The sequence below is a fragment of the Capnocytophaga sp. oral taxon 903 genome, assembly GCF_013394785.1.
GTDB classification, from domain to species: domain Bacteria; phylum Bacteroidota; class Bacteroidia; order Flavobacteriales; family Flavobacteriaceae; genus Capnocytophaga; species Capnocytophaga ochracea.
Window position 1 is genome coordinate 638,114 of sequence record NZ_JABXYW010000002.1, and the last position, 15,364, is coordinate 653,477.

Annotated in this window: 12 protein-coding genes; 3 read left to right on the top strand and 9 right to left on the bottom strand. The window is 38.1% G+C overall.

Features of this window, described 5'->3' with window-relative positions; all coding sequences use genetic code 11:
- Nucleotide 1: 1 nt before the first annotated feature.
- From HW279_RS02620 to HW279_RS02630, 3 genes are all read right to left on the bottom strand, one after another.
- On the bottom strand, nucleotides 2-2,140 hold the full coding sequence (locus HW279_RS02620) for a glycosyltransferase (protein ID WP_178957856.1): 2,139 nt from the start codon (nucleotides 2,138-2,140) through the stop codon (nucleotides 2-4).
- Nucleotides 2,141-2,162: 22 nt separating this feature from the next.
- Nucleotides 2,163-2,714 (bottom strand): CPBP family intramembrane glutamic endopeptidase, encoded by a 552-nt coding sequence (locus HW279_RS02625; protein ID WP_178957857.1) that lies wholly within the window; start codon nucleotides 2,712-2,714, stop codon nucleotides 2,163-2,165.
- Between the two features lie 215 nt (nucleotides 2,715-2,929).
- A complete protein-coding gene (locus HW279_RS02630; RefSeq protein WP_178957858.1) occupies nucleotides 2,930-3,517 on the bottom strand; it encodes a hypothetical protein in 588 nt (195 codons plus the stop codon).
- A gap of 405 nt (nucleotides 3,518-3,922) precedes the next feature.
- On the opposite strand from HW279_RS02630, the gene HW279_RS02635 reads away from it, so the two are divergent.
- Nucleotides 3,923-5,239 carry an HlyD family efflux transporter periplasmic adaptor subunit gene (locus HW279_RS02635; protein ID WP_178957859.1) on the top strand — a complete coding sequence of 439 codons (1,317 nt, stop codon included), beginning with the start codon at nucleotides 3,923-3,925 and terminating at the stop codon, nucleotides 5,237-5,239.
- A 17-nt stretch (nucleotides 5,240-5,256) separates the two neighbouring features.
- Here the strand turns inward: HW279_RS02635 and HW279_RS02640 are convergent, their stop codons facing one another.
- From HW279_RS02640 to pheS, 4 genes are all read right to left on the bottom strand, one after another.
- Nucleotides 5,257-6,315, bottom strand: coding sequence for an RluA family pseudouridine synthase (locus HW279_RS02640; RefSeq protein WP_178957860.1), 1,059 nt, complete (start codon nucleotides 6,313-6,315; stop codon nucleotides 5,257-5,259).
- Between the two features lie 174 nt (nucleotides 6,316-6,489).
- A complete protein-coding gene (locus HW279_RS02645; RefSeq protein WP_002673909.1) occupies nucleotides 6,490-7,101 on the bottom strand; it encodes a PASTA domain-containing protein in 612 nt (203 codons plus the stop codon).
- Nucleotides 7,102-7,163: 62 nt separating this feature from the next.
- Nucleotides 7,164-8,075, bottom strand: a complete 912-nt coding sequence (locus HW279_RS02650) for an ABC transporter ATP-binding protein (protein ID WP_178957861.1) — start codon at nucleotides 8,073-8,075, stop codon at nucleotides 7,164-7,166.
- 148 nt (nucleotides 8,076-8,223) lie between these two features.
- The gene (gene pheS / locus HW279_RS02655) at nucleotides 8,224-9,246 is read right to left on the bottom strand and encodes a phenylalanine--tRNA ligase subunit alpha (RefSeq protein ID WP_002673912.1); all 1,023 of its coding nucleotides are present in this window, start codon (nucleotides 9,244-9,246) and stop codon (nucleotides 8,224-8,226) included.
- Between the two features lie 872 nt (nucleotides 9,247-10,118).
- Here pheS and HW279_RS02660 point away from each other — a divergent pair.
- Together HW279_RS02660 and HW279_RS02665 are read left to right on the top strand one after the other, a co-directional pair.
- Nucleotides 10,119-12,602: a zinc-dependent metalloprotease gene (locus HW279_RS02660; protein WP_178957862.1), complete on the top strand. Its 2,484-nt coding sequence runs from the start codon at nucleotides 10,119-10,121 to the stop codon at nucleotides 12,600-12,602.
- A 184-nt stretch (nucleotides 12,603-12,786) separates the two neighbouring features.
- On the top strand, nucleotides 12,787-13,989 hold the full coding sequence (locus HW279_RS02665) for a Bcr/CflA family multidrug efflux MFS transporter (RefSeq protein WP_178957863.1): 1,203 nt from the start codon (nucleotides 12,787-12,789) through the stop codon (nucleotides 13,987-13,989).
- 55 nt (nucleotides 13,990-14,044) lie between these two features.
- Here the strand turns inward: HW279_RS02665 and HW279_RS02670 are convergent, their stop codons facing one another.
- Together HW279_RS02670 and HW279_RS02675 are read right to left on the bottom strand one after the other, a co-directional pair.
- Nucleotides 14,045-14,557 (bottom strand): zeta toxin family protein, encoded by a 513-nt coding sequence (locus tag HW279_RS02670; protein WP_178957864.1) that lies wholly within the window; start codon nucleotides 14,555-14,557, stop codon nucleotides 14,045-14,047.
- A gap of 13 nt (nucleotides 14,558-14,570) precedes the next feature.
- Nucleotides 14,571-15,362 (bottom strand): glycoside hydrolase family 16 protein, encoded by a 792-nt coding sequence (locus HW279_RS02675; protein WP_178957865.1) that lies wholly within the window; start codon nucleotides 15,360-15,362, stop codon nucleotides 14,571-14,573.
- Between the last annotated feature and the right edge of the window lie 2 nt (nucleotides 15,363-15,364).

Below are 15,364 nucleotides of genomic sequence, written 5' to 3' on the forward strand. Positions count from 1 at the left end.
CTTACGACTTACCAACACAATACATCAACAAGTTTTCTCGCAAATCATTGTCTTTAACATTAAAGATTTTTATCAATTTATCTATCCAATAAACTAACTTTTCTTTCTTTTCTGATGAATCGAAATACAGTTTCATTTTACGAGAGAGAATCGCTGCCTGCATTTTCATTTCTTCTGTGTCTAAAACTACTCCTGCATTCTCTAAATTATCTAACACTAATTCTAAAGCACTTTCTTGCTGCTTTTTTTGGTTTTTTAATGATAAATTTTCTTTATGCAACCGGTAATAAGTAGTATATTGAGGAATATTTCCCACTTTATATTTTCTAGATATATCAAACCACAATGCATAATCTTCACAATATGAATAGACATCATAGTAAAGAAATTCTTTAAATACAAAACTTCTAAACATTACAGTAGGATGCGAAAATGAATTAAAAAAATATTTAAATAGTTGTATTTCGGCATTAGTTTCAGGATAAGATACATATTGCAATATATTATCTTGTTCATCTACCAGTATATGATTACTCCCTACCATAGCATAAGTAGGATTTTTATCTAAAAAATCTACTTGTAAAGCAATTCTGTTAGGCAACATCATATCATCAGCATCTAAACGCGCAATATATTTCCCCTTTGCCTCAGCAATTCCTCTGTTTAAGCTATATACAATTCCTCTATTTTTTGTATTGCGAATAACCTTTAGTCTACTATCTTTGATCTGAGAAACTATCTTATAAGTTCTATCCTTTGAAGCATCATCTACTAAAATAATTTCTATATTCTCATAAGTTTGATTCAATACGCTTTCAATACATTGGTTCAAATATTTTTCGCCATTATAACAAGGAATAACTACACTTACCAAATCAGTAATGTGAGAGACGTATTTTTCAGGATTAGTAGCAAATGCTCTTTCATATACTTGCATCGTCTTGGTAGCCATTACCTCAGCACTGAAATTGTCTCTTACCTTTTGCAAAGATTTTTCACTATATTTTCTAATCTGTTCAAGATCAAATAAGGCAGTGTGTATATTATCTGCTAAATCTTCAATATTAAAAGTAACTTTCTCAGAAGTAAATTCTAAATGAGACATTAATCCCACTCCATCATTTATTATTTCATTTAGTCCTTCTATGTCAGTAGCAACAATAGGTAGCTGGTTAGCTAACATTTCAATAGCCGTATAGCTACATTGTTCTGCATACGAAGGGATAACCCCTACATCTGCTAGAGTATAAAATTCATATAATTGTTCTTTTGAGAGATTCCCTGTAAGAGTTATTAAACTATAATGATGGATTTTTGAGTAAACCCAATCATAATCTCCCTTACCACAAATAATCAATCGGTAATTTTGAGAGGAGTCCTTCTCTATAAGTTTTTCAAAAGCCTCTATTAGCTCTGCGACTCCTTTATTTTCGCATAATGTCCCTGCAAATAACACAATCTTTTCAGAAATAGAAAAATGATATTTTCTTCTCAACTCTCCTTTATTCTCTCTTACATTAATCTCGTTCAAATCAATACCATTATGAATAATAGTAATCTTATTTTTAGGAATATCGAAAAGGTGCTGTAATATATCCGCCGCATCGCTCGTAACAGTAATAATATGGTCTACACTGTAATATGCTTTCGCTTCATTCCCTAATCTATTTCTTAATATAAATGATATTTTTTGTCTTTGAATAAAAGCCTTCCGTATTTTAAAAAACAAAAAATAATCCGACTTTATAAAATCTCGCCAAGGCACACAATGCACCGTCAGAACAGTTTTACACTCTGGCATATAGCGCTTCAAAACACGAGCAAAAGGTGCCTGATTTATCCAATTGAAATGAAACACAACCTTCTCTTGTCCCTTCGTTTTTTCTTGTAGAAACAAACCTATCTTATTCTCTTGTTCATTTATTGCGCTGGCAGAAACAAGATCACAAGGCAAATAAATATGCTCTACAGCATCAAGCATCTCCGTTTTAATAGTTGTTACAAAAGCCACCTTCACCCAGATGAGATGCAATACCACTCCTTCAGTTTTTTTTAACTGCTTAGTAAGTTGAGTAACGTAACTATTCAAACCATTATTTTGTAATGGGTTGTGATAATCTATCAAATAAATGTGTATCATATTTTATAGTGGTTTTACTGTTTTAGATATTTTCGCCTACTGTTGATAAAAGTAACCTCTTAAACTTATCTCTTTTAAATGCAATAACAATGAAAACCAATGCAAATACAATAATAGGAATATATATATGCTCCAACAAATATAGATAGAAAGGCGCATAATACTGACTTGGTATATAAGTAAATAAATTAATGAAAAAATGTGCTAAAATTAATAACAATGCATTCCCTGAGTGTATGAATAAATAGGAAAGTATCACTCCCATTACAAAAGCTGCTATCACAAAGTTTATATTCTTTATGTGCAATATTCCAAAAAGCAATGATGTCCCTATTATCAATAACCAGTTTGGCAACTTCCCTTTAAAAGTATTGATAATCCCTATCCGTATACTTAATTCTTCTAAAATAGGAGCAATTATCAAAACACCTAATACAAAATTTTCACTCATAAATGATATACCTTCTTGTGAAATTTCATTAAGTACATATCCATAATAATTTATCAGAAATAACAAAGGATGTAAAATAACCGCTAAAACAAAAGCAAAGAATACAGTCCTAAATATATTCACTTCTTTAAACTGCTCTTTCTTAATTTTTTTTTACAAATAAAAATTACAAGAATAAGGGTTATAATCAAAGAAAAAACACCTGTTCTTATAAAAAAAATCTTATTCCAACTTATAGGCTTCCATAACTCTATGAGAAAAATACATAGAGGTATGAAAGCCAAGATACCTATAAACTTTATTAGGTTGATAATAAATTTCATTATAGAGGTGCTCTATTAAATTCCTAATATCTTTTCATACAATTTCTTCGGGCGCTTTCTATCTTGCTCACATTCTCCATAATGATTATAATATTCATTTTTATGGTGGTTAGAATGGTTCAGAGTCTGCCCTGCAATATTTCCAAAACTAGGCTCTAAATGGCTCCCTTTTGTTCCTATTCCACAAGAGCATTCTGAACAATTGTCAATATCATACTTCCCTACTTTTTTCCAATGATCATTCATATCATTTTGCTTATCACCATTTTTATAGCCAAAATACATATTCCCATTATTGTCTTTCACCCAACCTCCTTTAAATGAGGGATTAGTATGCAAGTTGTTGAACTCCGTTTGTGTGTAGGGGTTACTCTTTCTGCCATCACCTCCTCCATAATTACCAAAACTGGTAGGATAATAGCCACTATAAGGGTTATTTTCTGGTTGAGGAGGAGTCAAAGGATCAAATTCTCCTAAACCTGTAGGAAAAGGACGCCCTGCATAACCCGCTCTACAACTGTTCATATCCTCTGCCTTGAGGAGTTCTAATTCTGCTTCAAGAGCTTCTAAAAGTAATTTTGCACGCTCTTTGTTTTTTGTCATTTTTGTCATTTTTTATTTATTTAATAATAATTAGTTTTGCAAAGGTACGTAAAAAGAAAATTCTTGTCAAGTATCTATATAAAAAAAACATAATTTTAACACTGTTTTTAAATGGTTTTCATTCTTTTATAGCAAAAATATCTTATAAATATTGCTTTCTTATCATTACTCTTGCTCTAGAATATTAAAAATTTAACATCGCTATTTTTGAAAAACAATAGACATATTTAATATTTTAATATTGCTATTTTTATATCTCTAAGTATGTTTTCATAAAAATATATCTACAATGAATATTATGAAAAAGTAAAAAAATATTTTTCTTTTAAAGATTAATACTTACTTTTGCATTCGAAAGTAATCTATATAAATCAGATAAATTAAGAAGAAACTAAAATATACATAATGGAAACAGATACCAACATATACTACAAACATCAGCGTACTGAGGAAGTACAAGATATTATAGACAGGATGCCCCATAAATTTGGTAGATATACCTCCTATATCATCATCTTTATAGTTGTCGCATTCTTTTTCTTTGGTTTCATAGTGAAATATCCGGATATTATTGTAGGAAAAATTACCATTAATAGTACAGCCAAAGAAATAAAGTTAGTTGCCAATAGCTCCGGAAAAATACACTTATTTTCTGATAAATTCCTGTCAGACGTAAAGGAAAATGAGCCTATTGCTTATATCCAAAACACGGTTTCTTACGATACAATCATAAAAATAAAAAACAATTTGTCAGATTTTTTAACCTCTCCTCAATATACTGATATTTTGAAGAAGCTACCTAATAAAATTACCTTAGGAGAACTTACCGTCTCATACTATGACTTTTTATCCAATGTAGAACAATTATATCTCTATGAAACTGAAAAACTTTATGATGTACAGATAAATAATCTACAGCATATCTATCAAAAACAACTACGAGAGTTACATATTTTTCAAGAACGATTAGCAATTGATGAAAACTACTATATCTTTGCTAAAAAAATACACCGCAGAGACTCCTTATTATTTTCTTCTCAAACAGTTGCTGAAGCCGATATGGACAAATCGAATATGACGCTCTTACAAACCAAAAATAATATAACCTCCGATAAAGAAAATTTTGCCTCTATGGAAAAACAAACTAAGCAAACTACCAATACCATAAAAGAACTTACTACACAAAAAGCAATTAAATATAATGATTTAAAAACTAATATTATTACCTCCTATAATAAACTTATGGAAGAAATAAATAAATGGGAACATCTATATATTATCAAATCTCCTATAAAAGGTAAAGTACAAACTCTTAACTTTTGGACAGAAAACCAATATGTAACTGCAGGTACAGAAGTTTTTTCGGTAATACCTACGCAAGAAAAGAGTTTAGGACAGATGCTTTTACCTACCCTAGGAGCAGGTAAAGTAAAAGTAGGACAAGAAGTAGTTGTAAAATTAGATGATTTCCCTTATTTAGAATATGGTTCAGTACGAGGAACTGTTATTTCCATCTCAATGAGTAAAAAAGAAGAAAAAACTACACAAGGAGAAATGGAGGTTTATTTAGTACTTGTACAATTTAATGAAGGACTAAAAACTAATTATGGAGAGTATATTAAAACTGATAAAGCAACTTCTGGTACAGCAGAAATCATCACCAAAGACCGCCGTCTTATCCAACGACTCTTTGACAATCTAAAATATGTAATAGAAAAATAAAAGAGTAAACTATATAGCTAATCACTTACCATCGACTTCTTATAATTCCTCCATTTCTCTATACACTGTTGCATATCATTAGGAAGTTCACTATCAAAGCTAAGGTACTTGTGAGTTACGGGGTGTTCAAAACCTAAGGTTTTAGCGTGCAAAGCTTGGCGAGGTAATACCGCAAAGCAATTCTCTACAAACTGCTTGTATTTGGCAAAAGTCGTTCCTTTCAAAATCTTGTCGCCCCCATAACGTTCATCGTTGAAAAGGGTATGCCCTATGTGTTTTAAATGCACCCTTATTTGGTGTGTACGCCCTGTTTCTAACTTGCAAGAAATGAGTGTTACATAACCAAAACGCTCTAACACCTTGTAATGGGTTACTGCCTCTTTACCGTGAGAACCATCGGGGAAGACGTCCATTTGCAGGCGGTCTTTTAAGTGTCGCCCAATATGACCACACACCGTTCCTTCGTCTTCTTCTATATTACCCCATACAAGGGCTATATATTCGCGCTGAGTAGTTTTATTAAAAAACTGTTGAGTAAGGTGTAACATCGCCTCTTCGGTTTTAGCCACTACTAAAAGTCCACTAGTATCCTTATCGATACGATGTACCAACCCAGGACGATTGCTACTGTTGTTAGGCAAGTTCTCAAAATGATATACCAATGCGTTGATGAGCGTTCCGCTGTAGTTGCCGTGACCAGGGTGTACCACCATACCCGCAGGTTTATTTACCACCAAAAGGCTATCGTCTTCGTATACTATGTTTAAAGGAATATTCTCGGGCACCAATAAATCCTCGTGAGGAGGGTGAGGAAAAAGTACCTTTACTTCGTCATTAGCTTTCACACGATGATTAGACTTTACAGGCTCGCCATTCACAAAAATATTACCCTGCTTGGCTGCTTGTTGCACCTTGTTACGGGTGGCGTTCTCTACAAAATTCATCAAGAATTTATCCACGCGCAAAGGTTCTTGCCCTTTGCCCGCCGTAAAGGAGTAATGCTCGTAAAGAGAAGGAGCTTCCTCTCCGTCTGGTTCTAAATCGTCTAAATCTTCTATCTCGTCTATATCACGCATTACCTTACATTTGCGCCACAAACTTTGCCAAAGTTTCTAATAGCGTGCGTACTACGCCCCTTACCAAAGTTTAAATTTATAATAGCCTGCATTGCTCACACTTGCCCGTGCGACTCACACTTGCTAGTGTGGCTCACACCGCCCGTCGTGCTACGACTGCCTGTGCGGCTCGCACTAGTCCCCCATCAGTTCTTCAATAGGTATTTCGGTAGGGATAGTATCCCGAGCCTCTAAGCCGTTGCCACACACAAGGTCTATACGTGAGGTTTTAATAAGCTTATCGCCAGGTTGTACGGGTTTACCGTCGTGTTGCATCTCCAATACCATATCCTTCCCTATATTGTTCACATAAGTAACTCTACCGATGGCAAGCCCTACCGATTGCAAGGTAGCTACTGCATTCCGCCGCGTTACTTGTATCACCTTAGGCACTGTTACTTTATGATAGCCCGACGGATTGATGTTAAGGTATATTTTGCGGTTCTTCTTTACTCTCTCGGTAGCCTCAGGCGTCTGACTGATTACCGATAGAGGAGGGTATTTAGGGTCGTATTCAGTAGAATCCAACACCTCATAACGCAATTGTTGCTTATCTAATATCACCCCTACTTCGGTAAGTGTTTTCTTGCTCAAATTCGGTACTGTAATGTACTCTCCGTGCGCCGTATAGATGCGCAAGAGTTGCAATACACACCAAACTAATATAATACACGCCACTATGGCAAAAGCAAATTGCCAAGCTAGTTTCTTTCCTGAGTTTTTTAAGAATTCTTTAATCTTTTCCATACTTTGCAAGTATTGTTATGGTGCAAAGGTACAAATATTTTTGAAAAGGACAATACAGCCCCCTACAATATCCTCAACCACACCTTCTCCCCTTTCTCTATGGGGGTATCGTTGTAGAAGTACACTTTCCCTTCTACCGAAGTAGCTTCTATAAGGTATTGTGCTCCTTGAAAATAACAGTATTGTACAGTAGCTTCCCAATCAGAGGTTGCTGTAATGGTAATCTGTTGGGGTTTGAAGAGCTTACCGTTATGCCAACTCACTTCTCCAAACAAAGAAGCAGTGTAATAATCGGTATTTTGAAAATAAACTGAGAGCGTATTGTTAAAAAACAATAGCTTTCCGTCGCGCATTATAAGGGTTTTATCGGAGTAAGAAAGTGCGTCTTTACCGTCGTGAGTAGCCACTATACAGCTAATGTTTTGCTCTTTCAAATAGGTGAAGAGAGTGCGTTGTAGTTCGCTCTTTCTAAAATTATCCACCTGACTAAAAGGTTCGTCAAGCAATAACAATTGAGGTTCTTGTGCCAATGCCATTGCCAATGCCACACGCTGTTTCTCACCACCGCTGAGGTTCAGTGCTTTTAAGGGCGCAAAACGTTCCATTCCCACCAAGGTAAGCAACTCCATTACACGCTCTTTTTTATAGGTTAGATCGAGGTTAGAGATAAACTTTCCTACATTTTCAGCTACTGTGTGATAAGGACCTAACCCAAAGTCCTGTGCAAGGTATTTCATCGTTTTAAACCCAGGCACTAACTGCCAAGAAGGTCCTCTTACGCGCTCGTTATGGAAGTGTATAGTACCTTCTTGCACATCAATGAGACCATAAATAGCTTTCAGCAAGGTACTCTTGCCACAACCACTTTCTCCCATCAGCGAAAGGTGCTCACCTTGCGCCAACTCAAAAGAAATGTCTTGCAGTATAGGGTCTTGCCCTTCATAAGCAAAGAATATATTTTTAAGGTTTAGCATTGTTTATTTATATGTAAATATTGGCGCTTTGCAAATTATGCAATTCGTATATTGCTTCCTATACTTTGGCAAAGTTTCCCTGTGACCTAAGAACTCATTTCCTCATTTCCTCATTTCCTCATTTTCTCATTCCCTAATCGGCTCGCACTTAAAGCGCACTTTTAAACTGTTCCAAGAAACGCATATCGTTCTCATAGAACATACGTATATCCCCTATTTGGTACAAAAGCATTGCAATGCGTTCAACGCCCATACCGAAGGCAAAACCACTGTATACCTCACTATCAAAACCACAGTTTTTAAGTACGTTAGGGTCGGTCATACCACAACCCATAATTTCCAACCAACCAGTACCTTTGGTAATGCGGTAATCCACCTCGTTATTGAGTCCCCAATAGATGTCTACCTCAGCACTCGGCTCGGTAAAAGGAAAGTACGACGGACGCAAACGTATACGCGACTTGCCGAACATCTCCTTAGTAAAGTACAACAAAGTTTGTTTCAGGTCAGCAAACGATACGTTTTTATCTATATATAAGCCTTCTACTTGGTGGAACAAACAGTGTGAACGTGCCGAAATAGCTTCGTTGCGGAATACTCTACCCGGCGAAATCGTCCGTATAGGTGGCTGATGTCCCTCCATATAGCGTATTTGCACCGAACTGGTATGGGTGCGTAGGAGAATATCCGGATTAGTTTGTATAAAAAACGTGTCCTGCATATCACGAGCAGGGTGATATTCAGGAAGGTTGAGGGCAGTAAAGTTATGCCAGTCGTCTTCTATCTCAGGTCCGTCCGATACGTTAAAACCTATATTGGCAAAGATATTCACAATTTCGTTTTTAACTATCGAAATAGGGTGGCGCGCCCCGATAGGCGAAGGGGTCGCAGGACGACTCAAATCGCCGTATATACCTTTGCTTTCACTGTGTTCTTCCAAACGCTCGCGCCATTCTTGTACTTTGGCCTCTACTTTTTGTTTGAGCTCATTCACTACCTGCCCAAAAGTCTTTTTCTCCTCCTTAGGCACCTCTTTAAAAGCGGTAAAAAAGTCGTTGAGCACCCCTTTTTTACCGAGGTACTGAATGCGGAATTGTTCAAGTTCTTCCTTAGTTTTCGCGCTAAAATCTTCTATCTTAGCAATATGCTCTTTTATTTTATCAATAATCATACAGTAATACGATTTCTCTTTTGTTTTTCCCAAGACGCAAAAGTATAAATAATTTTCCATTTAGCAAATTTACCAATCTACTAATTTTTTAATTTGCCAATTCTCACATCTGCCAATTCCCTCATTTTCTAATTCTCTCATTTCCTAATTCCCCTTTTTCGTCGCCACATTCCCCCTTTTTCGTCACTCGCTCCTCGTCATTCGTCTCTCGTTCATTCGTCATTACTTCCCTTTTCCGTCATACTCCCCCCTAGCACCTATGGCCTAAGGCCTAATGCCTTTTCTCTTTCTTTCGCCTCGAAACCCCATTTTTGGCATTTTTGGCATTGTTGTATTAAGCTATTAATCAATTTTTTACACACCCTTCCTATACCAATCGTCCAAGATTCGTATAAGCTTCCTATAAGCTCTCTATAAGCTAACCCCACCCTTCTTACACCCTTTTTTCATCAAAAACCCTTTCTTCCCTCTTCCGAAACCCTCCGTTTCCTTCCGAATTCCCCTAATGCCCCAAATACATCGCTTTTGCGACACACACTTTGCCAAAGTTAATCGCCCGTCGTGCTACGACTGCCCGTGCGGCTCGCACCTCATTTCCTAATTACCCTGTCGTACCACGACCTCGCTCCTCCGAGTTTCTCCGAAAAATCCGACTAACCCCCCCCTTTCCACAAGGCACAGCCTTGATTTGTTTAAATTTTGTTTAATTTCTGAGGCACAGCCTCATCTCCTCAACTCAAACTCGCACTTCATTTCCTAATTCTCTCATTTCCTCATTTGCTAATTTCCTAATTATTTTCTACTTTTGCACCCCAAAATCAAATACTCTCAGATCAGACGTGTCTAACAAGTCTAATCCCTGACACCTAATAATGAAAAAACACTTACTTATACTTTTCCTATCATTTACAACAATGATTTTCGCGCAGAAAATACCTGCTGTGAAAGATACCATTACTAAAGATACTACTAAAACCAAAACAACTGAAAAACCCGAAAAGACTCCTGAGCAAAAGCGCGCCGAAGAGTACGCTAAACTCATCAAAAAAAAGGGTATAGAGCGCAACGGACTCTTTACGATTCGCAAAATTGAAGATAAGTGGTACTTTGAAGTCCCCGATTCCCTCCTCAATCGCTATTTGCTATGCGTAACGCGACTCAAAGCAGCTCCTCATAACTTCGGACTCTATGCAGGCGAAAAAGTGAATGAACAAACCGTCTATTTCGAGCAGAAAGGCGAAAAAACACTCCTCTTGCGCTCGTTTCTAAATCTGCAAGAAGCCGGCACCGACGATAATATCTCGGTGGCAGTAGCCAATTCGAGTGCAAATCCTGTGGTGGCATCATTCACCGTTATCGGGCGTAACCCCAAAACCAAAGCACAGCTCATTGATATCACCGATTTCTTCAAGCAAGACAACAGTGTTACCTCTTTTTCATCGAATACAAAAACCCAAATGAAAATAGGCGCTATCGCTACCGATCGTTCTTTTGTAGACGATATACGTCCTTATCCTATCAACGTAGAGGTCAATGCTCTCAAAACGTTCAGCGCTTCACCCAGTACCATCCCGTCGGCAAACAAGGTGGGGGCTATTACCTTAGAACTGAATATCTCTATGGTGCTTTTACCCAAAACACCTATGCAAAAACGCCTCTTCGACCCTCGTGTGGGCTTTTTCGCTACCCGATACATCAAGTTCAGCGACCAGCAACAACGCACCGAAACTGAATATTATATCCACCGTTTCCGCTTAGAACCTCGCAAAGAAGATGTTAAAAAATACCTCAGCGGTCAGTTAGTACGCCCCAAAAAGCAAATCGTTTTCTATATCGACCCAGCTACCCCTAAACAATGGCAAAAATACCTCATTTTGGGCGTAAACGATTGGAATGTTGCTTTTGAACAAGCGGGATTCAAAGAGGCTATTGTCGCAAAACCTTGGCCTAACGACCCTTCTATGAGTTTAGAAGATGCCCGCTTCAACGTAATTCGCTACCTCCCTTCCGAAAAAAGTAACGCCTACGGTCCTAACATCGCCGACCCTCGCAGTGGTGAAATTATAGAATGTCACGTGGGTTGGTATCACAACGTGATGAAACTCCTCAATCAGTGGTATATGATTCAGGTAGGTGCTGTGGATAAACGCGCTCGTACTATGGAGTTCAACGAGGAACTAATGGGCGACCTCGTGCGTTTTGTGTCCTCTCACGAAATAGGGCACTGCTTAGGCTTGCGCCACAATATGGGCGCCAGTAGCCAAACGCCTGTCGAAAAACTCCGCGACAAAAAATGGGTTGAAGCCAATGGGCATACTGCTTCTATTATGGACTATGCGCGTTTTAACTATGTGGCACAGCCCGAAGACAATATTAACAGCAAAGGACTCTATCCACGCATAGGCATCTACGACAAATGGGCAATTGAATGGGGATATCGCTATTACGGCAACAAATATAAAGACGAGTATGCCGAACAAGAAGCTCTTGCCGAAATGGTTACCCAAAAACTCAAAGCCAATCCGCGATTGTGGTTCGGAGGGGAAGGCAAAGATGAAGACCCTCGCGCACAAACTGAAGACCTTTCGGACAACGTGATGAAAGCCAATACCTACGGATTAAAAAACCTCCGCTACATCGTGCAACACCTCCCTGAATGGACAAAACAACCTAACGACAAATACGAACATTTAGACGAAATGCAAACCGCTGCCTATATGCAGTATTTCCGCTATTTGAAGCACGTGCTCAAACACATTGGCAATAGATATGTGGGCATCATCGGTGAGAAAGAAGTTTATAAAGAAGTACCCAAAGAGAAGGTAAAAGAAGCTATTAACTACTTAGATAAAGAACTTTTTGAAGCGCCTTTGTGGTTATATCCTCAGGAAATAGTAGAAAAAACAGGAGCAACCCCCGATAAGAACATCATCAGTATGCAAAACCTTACCCTGAGTGTGCTTTTAGGAGAGTCAACCCTCTACAACCTTTATAACCAATCGCTCACCTCCAAAAATCCTTATCCGCTAAACGAATATCTGCAAGATGTATTCAAAGCGGTATGGAAACCCCTCAACAACCCCGATGCGCGTCAAAACACCTATCGCCGTGGTATCGAACGCTTGTACCTCTCTCAAATCGATAGACTCATCAACGCGCCTGCTGAGGCTAAAAACAGTAAAGCTGCGAGCATACAGCAAGTATCGGATGTGCGCCTCTTTGCCTTGCAACATTTAGATATGATTGAGGCTTTTGCCAAACAAGCTCTTGCTAAAGAACCTGCTTCATCTATTAACCATCTACACTACCAAGAAATTGTAAAGGAAATAGAACGTATTAAAGACCCTAAAAAATAGAATCTCTCTTCGGAAGAAAAATTAAACAAATCATTTAAATGCCTGCTGTGCTATGGCTTGTTCGATTTGTTTTTATATTTGTAAGATTTCTAAGACGTAGTCTTATCTTTTATTTTTTCAAAGATTTTTGTTCAATTCTGTAGTGCAAGCTACACTTCTTTTTTCTAATTTCAAGAAACTGATAATGCAACAACAACACGAACCCAAACCCGACCTACTGTTTATCCTCATTATGGGACTCCTATCGATGCTCACCCCGCTGGCTATCGATATGTATCTCCCTGCTTTTGTGAAGATTGCTAACGATTTGAACGTATCTGAAGAGATGATTTCTCAAACCTTAGCGCTCTTTACCCTTGGTTTTGCTTTTGGGCAACTCTTCTGGGGACCTCTTTCCGATAGTTATGGGCGCAAACCTATCATTCTCATTGGGATTATCACCTCGGCACTGGTGTCGTTAGCGATTACGCAAATTCATCATATCCATCACTTTTATATACTGCGCTTTGTACAAGGCTTTTTTGGAGCATCGCCGGCGGTAGTAACGGGCGCGCTCTTACGCGACCTTTTCGCCAAAAATGAGTTCGCCCGCCAAATGTCAATGATTATGATTGTCACGATGATTGCCCCTCTCATCGCCCCCGTACTGGGCGGTCACCTCACCGACTGGTTTCATTGGCATATCATCTTCTACGTGCTGATGGTTTTAGGACTCTTGGCGGCGCTCTTAGTGAGTTATAAAATCCCTGAAACGCTTCCTAAGTTCAAGCGTGTTCCTTTGAAAATAGGCAACACCTTGCGTATTTATGGAAAGCTCCTCAGCAACAAAAAGGTATTGGGGTATATTTTCTGCAATTCGCTTTCCTATTCAGGAATGTTTTGCTTTATCACCACGGGCTCTATTGTGTACACCAAACTCTTTGGGGTAGCCCCTCAACACTTTGGGTATTTTTTCCTTCTCAATGTAATTGTAATGATGACAGCAACCTCACTCAATGGCAAATTCGTCACCAAAATAGGCGTAGAAAAATCCTTGCGGTTGGGGCTAACTATCCAACTCATTGCAGGAGCGTGGCTGGTGATATGCGGTATTTTCCATTTGGGATTATGGGCTACGGTAGCAGGCGTTTCAATGTTTGTAGGTTTGGTATCGGTAGTGTCCAGCAGTGCCAATGCCGCCATTTTGGATATGTACCCCGAAGTAGCGGGTACCGCCAATTCACTCACAGGAATGTTGCGTTTTGGTATCGGTTCAGTAGTAGGAGCAGTGCTCTCGCTTTTCGCCATCACCTCCGAGCGCCCAATGGTATTTGCAATGGCAATATGTATAGGAGTAGGTGCCCTCAGTTATGTGCTGTTAGTCGCCCCTCGCACCATTAGCAAATAACTATACCATTTCTCTGCCCCTCTAAGTCTCTCCAAAACAAAAATTTTATAGTTTATCATAGCTCGATATTTACCTTATATCTATCATCAATCAGTATCAAATTAGTGTTATGTTTCTTTGCAAGGGCTAAAAATTGTGCATTATCATCTAAAACACTTTCCATTGTACACCAATCATCATCTAAACGCTTTTCTATGGCATTTGCATATTTCTTTATATCCTCAAAGTGGGTTTTAATATAGTTTTCACTCATTACAAGACAATAACATTTAATATCATCGAGATATTTTTTTGTAAAATCTTTTTCCCAGTCAAAAGGAATGTATACTCCTTCAATGATAAGATTTTGTTTGTTTTCTATGGCTGTCTTAATCATTTCACGAATAATAGGCCACATATAATCTGTAAGTGCTTTATCATTTTCTAAGGTAAGTTTAGTATAACCACTGCGAATTAATCCCATTTTCAAGTGATCTATTGATAGATATGGGTATTTATATTTTTCTAATAGCTTTTGAGCTAAAAAAGTCTTACCTGTGTGTGAAGCTCCAGTAATTAAAACAATCATTTTTATACCTCGTTTACCTCTGATAAAACCGCACCCAATCAATATACATTCTCACCGGTTTATCAAATGGCTTTACTTCGCCTACCCATTCACCTCCCAGTTGCATATCAATAATCAAATAAAAAGGCAAATCAAACGGGAATTGCTTTTCACTCTCCTTACCAGGCATACGCGAGTAGACAAATGAAGGCAGTCCGTTTACGTAAAACCGTATCACATCTCCTTCAAAATCCACTGCATAAGTGTTGTAGTCATCAGGATTAATAGGGAAAGAAGTAGAGTTTTTTGGTCCTGCTTTCTTTTTATATGTAAACGGCGAATGCACAGTGTGATACACAAAAGGGTCGTAATTTAAGCGTTCTATAAGGTCTATCTCTCCTCCTTCTTCAGGCCATTTAGTGTCTTTGGTAACCAACCATATAGCAGGCCACGCTCCTTGCGTACCTTCTAACTTACAGCGTACTTCTATCTTCCCTTTTTGGAAAAACTTCTTCCCTTTAGTCCAAACTCCCGCAGTAAGGTAAGGCGAAGGGTCTTTTTCTAAATCTTTATTGGTCACCCCTAAAAGAATCATCTTCCCGTCCTTTATCTCAAACAAACTCGGGTCACTGCTCATTGTGTTGCAACAGTTATCTCCCCAACGGTTCATTTTTGTCCACACACCCGTTGAGAAAATATCTCCCCTATCGAAATTATCTTCCCATACCAATTTCCAAGGTTTCTCATTAACCTCCTCTTTCTTTGAACAACCCCAGCTCATAAGAGCCAACGTAAATAGTAATAATGTAAAAGGTTTCATATTCATAC

What these genes read in the sequence shown, in the direction of transcription:
- HW279_RS02620 (WP_178957856.1), bottom strand. Translation starts at nt 2,140, where the DNA reads ATGATACACATTTATTTGATAGATTATCACAACCCATTACAAAATAAT.
- HW279_RS02630 (WP_178957858.1), bottom strand. Translation starts at nt 3,517, where the DNA reads ATGACAAAAAACAAAGAGCGTGCAAAATTACTTTTAGAAGCTCTTGAA.
- HW279_RS02635 (WP_178957859.1), top strand. Translation starts at nt 3,923, where the DNA reads ATGGAAACAGATACCAACATATACTACAAACATCAGCGTACTGAGGAA.
- HW279_RS02640 (WP_178957860.1), bottom strand. Translation starts at nt 6,315, where the DNA reads ATGCGTGATATAGACGAGATAGAAGATTTAGACGATTTAGAACCAGAC.
- HW279_RS02645 (WP_002673909.1), bottom strand. Translation starts at nt 7,101, where the DNA reads ATGGAAAAGATTAAAGAATTCTTAAAAAACTCAGGAAAGAAACTAGCT.
- HW279_RS02650 (WP_178957861.1), bottom strand. Translation starts at nt 8,075, where the DNA reads ATGCTAAACCTTAAAAATATATTCTTTGCTTATGAAGGGCAAGACCCT.
- pheS (WP_002673912.1), bottom strand. Translation starts at nt 9,246, where the DNA reads ATGATTATTGATAAAATAAAAGAGCATATTGCTAAGATAGAAGATTTT.
- HW279_RS02660 (WP_178957862.1), top strand. Translation starts at nt 10,119, where the DNA reads ATGAAAAAACACTTACTTATACTTTTCCTATCATTTACAACAATGATT.
- HW279_RS02665 (WP_178957863.1), top strand. Translation starts at nt 12,787, where the DNA reads ATGCAACAACAACACGAACCCAAACCCGACCTACTGTTTATCCTCATT.
- HW279_RS02670 (WP_178957864.1), bottom strand. Translation starts at nt 14,557, where the DNA reads ATGATTGTTTTAATTACTGGAGCTTCACACACAGGTAAGACTTTTTTA.
- HW279_RS02675 (WP_178957865.1), bottom strand. Translation starts at nt 15,362, where the DNA reads ATGAATATGAAACCTTTTACATTATTACTATTTACGTTGGCTCTTATG.